This is a genomic window from Actinomycetota bacterium (assembly GCA_030776725.1).
GTDB lineage: Bacteria > Actinomycetota > Nitriliruptoria > Nitriliruptorales > JAHWKO01 > JAHWKW01.
This window is the reverse complement of sequence record JALYHG010000159.1, coordinates 1-3,087: the sequence shown is the minus strand read 5'-3', so window position 1 is coordinate 3,087 and position 3,087 is coordinate 1. Positions and strand designations below refer to the sequence as shown.

Here is a 3,087-nt window from a genome sequence, read left to right as displayed (position 1 = left end):
GGCGGATGTCTTTGGGGATGTCTGCGGCGTTGACCTTGGCCGACACCGCCAACGGGCGGGCCCCGGCGAACAGCACCACCTGCAGGTCCGCGTCGCGGGCCAGGCGCTCCAGCGTGGCCGCACAGATGGTGGGCAGGTAGCCGGGGGCGTTGACCTCGAGCATGCCGGCGGCGGTCTCGGTGACCCGGTCCACCCTGTCACCGAACCCTGTGACCGAACGTGTGTTCGAGTCCAACGCTACCAACCGCGTGCGACATCCAGCGTCGACGTCACAGACAACCTGGGGAAAGCCGGCCCACAGGCGGCTGAGCCGGGATCAGTCGCGCTCGGAGGCCGCCAGGCGCGTGAGCCGATCGGCAGCGTCACGTCCCAGCGCAGCGGCAGACCAGCGCTCGCGGACGCGTCGAGCGCCGGCGGCAGCTCGCCTACGGCCCTCGTCGGGGTCGTCGAGCGCCGCGGCGAGCGCCTCCTTCAGCCGCCGCGGGTCACGCGGTGGGACCACCCACCCGGTGACACCGTCGGTGACGATCTCCGCCAGCCCACCGACGTTGGATGCCACAACCGGACGTTGTTGCGCCAAGGCTTCCGCCGCCACCAGGCCGAAGCCCTCTCGGTGACTGGGCACCGCGACGACGTCGGCGCGCGCGTACCTGGCTTCCAGGTCGGCGGGCGACACGGCGCCCGGCAGCGTCAGCGGCACGTCGCGTTCCTCCGCCATCGCGGCCAGACGATCGCGTTCCGGTCCGTCTCCGACGACGGTGAGCGACACGGAACGACGGCCCTCGGCGCGTAGGGTCGCCACCGCCTCGACGAGATCAGCGTGGCCCTTCTCCGCCACGAGGCGGCCGATCGCCAGGATGCGGTCCTGACCGGGCGGCGGGCCCGGATCGGCGGGCGGTGCCGCGTACGGCATCGGCGCGACCGCGTCGGCCGGCCGGCCCAGCGCCGATCGCAGCTCCTCGGCCAGCGGCCCCGATGAGGCCGCGACGACGTGGAAACGGTCCAGGAGCCGGCGTGCCACAACCCGCCGGATCGGCCCGGCCGTGACCAGTGCCACGTCCGTGCCGTGGACCACGACCTGACTCGGGAGACGAACGCCGGCCAGCCACGTCACCACCCCGCCAGGCACGAGCCAGTGCACGTCGACGACGTGCGGACCCCAGCTGCGGCACTCGTCACCGACCGTCCGCGCCAGCGCCCCGACCAACCGCACGGCACGCACGGCCCCGCGGGGCCGGCGCACGCGGACGTGCATCTCGCCGCGGTAGGCGAGGTCCTCGGCGTGATCCGGTCCGTAGCGCACCCTCCGCACGGGGATCCCGGCGACATCGTGCGCGTCGGGCAGCCCCGGGTCGTGGGGTGCCACGACCCGCACCGCCACCCCGGCCTCGGCCAGCCCGGCCGCGTACCGCAGCAGGAACGGCGCGGCCGCGTCGGACGGCGAGCGCGGGAAGACGTGCGACACCAGCAGGACGCGCAGGCGGGGCGTGGTCAGGGCAGGGTCCGGCGCACGCGGTAGGGGTCCTCACGCGCCCCGACCGTGTGGCGGAGCACGTCCCCGATCAGCCCGATCCCCACGAGCTGTACCCCGACCAGGAGCGTCACCACGCCCAGCTGGAGGAGCGGTCGTGTCCCGATCCCGGCGCCGGTCACGACCTTGAGGACCACGAGGTAACCGATCGCTGTCGCGCCGAGGAGCGACAGGATCAGCCCGAACCCGCCGAACAGGTACAGGGGACGCTCGGCGAACCGGGTGAGGAACAACACCGTCAGCAGGTCCAGCAGCGTCTTCGGGAAGCGGGTCACCGACACGTACTTCGAGCGACCCAGCCGGCGGGGGCGGTGGGCGACCGGCACCTCGGAGACGCGGAAGCCGAGATCGTGGGCCAGCACCGGGACGAACCGGTGGAACTCTCCGTACAGCGGCAGTTCACGTACGACCTCGCTGCGGAACGCCTTCAACCCGGTGTTGAAGTCGTGGATCGGCAGTCCGGTGAACGCCCGGGTCGACGCGTTGTACAAGCGGGAGGTCCACCGTTTGACGAGGCGGTCCTGCCGCCGCCGCCGCCACCCACCGACCACGTCGTCGCCCTGCGCGATGCGGTGGAGCAGCTTCGGGACCTCGAACGGGTCGTCCTGACCGTCGGCGTCGAGGGTGACGACCACCTCACCGTGTGCGGCGTTGAACCCGGCGGCGAGCGCCCCGGATTTGCCGAAGTTGCGCCGCAGCGTCACGACACGGACCAGGTCGGGATGCTCGGCGTGGAACTTCTCGAGCAGCTCCCCGCTGCCGTCGGTCGATCCGTCGTCGACGTAGATGATCTCGCAGTCCCCCGAACCCCACGACGGGAGCGCCTCCAGGAGCTCGTCGTGGAACGCGGGGAGCGCCTCGACCTCGTCGTGGACCGGGACGACCGCGGAGACGGCCACTGCGCCGTCAGCCGGCACGCTGGACCTGCGCGCCAGCCGGCTCCGCAGCGTTCACCGTCTGCACGGGCACATGGTAGGCCGGCCCGGCCCCAGCGCCCGACCACCGCTCTGCGCCAGCGCGGGACGCCTATGCTCACCGCGCCCCACAACCCAGGAAGGACCGCGTGGACGACAGGGACTGGCCGAGCGTCACGGTCGTGGTGATCAACTACAACGGCCGCGACTACCTGGCGACGTGTCTCGACTCCCTGGTCGGTCAGGACTACCCGCAGGAACGTGTCGAGGTCGTCTTCATCGACAACGCCAGCCGCGACGGGTCGGTGGAGTTCGTCCGCGAGCGCTACCCGCAGCTGCAGGTGATCGTCAACGACACCAACACCGGCTTCGCCCCGGCCGTCAACCAGGGCGCCCGCGCCGGCAGCGGAGACATCGTCGCGCTGATCAACAACGACGCCGTCGCTCAGCCCCAGTGGCTCCGCGAGCTGGTCAAGCCGCTGATCATGTACGACCAGGTCGGGTGCACCGGCGGTCTCGTGCTCAACGCGCGCGGGGAGACGGTGGACTTCGCCGGGGGTGAAGCCGCGTTCTACGGCCACGGGTTCGCCGCCCACCGCGAGGAACCCCCGCCCGACGACCTGGTGCTGGGCCCCACCTTGT

Annotated in this window: 4 protein-coding genes; 1 reads left to right on the top strand and 3 read right to left on the bottom strand. The window is 72.0% G+C overall.

Annotated elements, in window-relative coordinates:
• The 3 genes from M3N57_07525 to M3N57_07515 form a co-directional block, all read right to left on the bottom strand.
• On the bottom strand, positions 1-193 hold a 193-nt coding region (locus tag M3N57_07525), incomplete at its 3' end, for a hypothetical protein (GenBank protein ID MDP9022533.1).
• A gap of 123 nt (positions 194-316) precedes the next feature.
• On the bottom strand, positions 317-1,465 hold the full coding sequence (locus M3N57_07520) for a glycosyltransferase (protein MDP9022532.1): 1,149 nt from the start codon (positions 1,463-1,465) through the stop codon (positions 317-319).
• Between the two features lie 26 nt (positions 1,466-1,491).
• On the bottom strand, positions 1,492-2,448 hold the full coding sequence (locus tag M3N57_07515) for a glycosyltransferase family 2 protein (protein MDP9022531.1): 957 nt from the start codon (positions 2,446-2,448) through the stop codon (positions 1,492-1,494).
• A 146-nt stretch (positions 2,449-2,594) separates the two neighbouring features.
• Between M3N57_07515 and M3N57_07510 the strand changes: the two genes are divergently transcribed.
• A partial coding sequence (locus M3N57_07510) for a glycosyltransferase (protein MDP9022530.1) occupies positions 2,595-3,087 on the top strand: 493 nt, incomplete at its 3' end.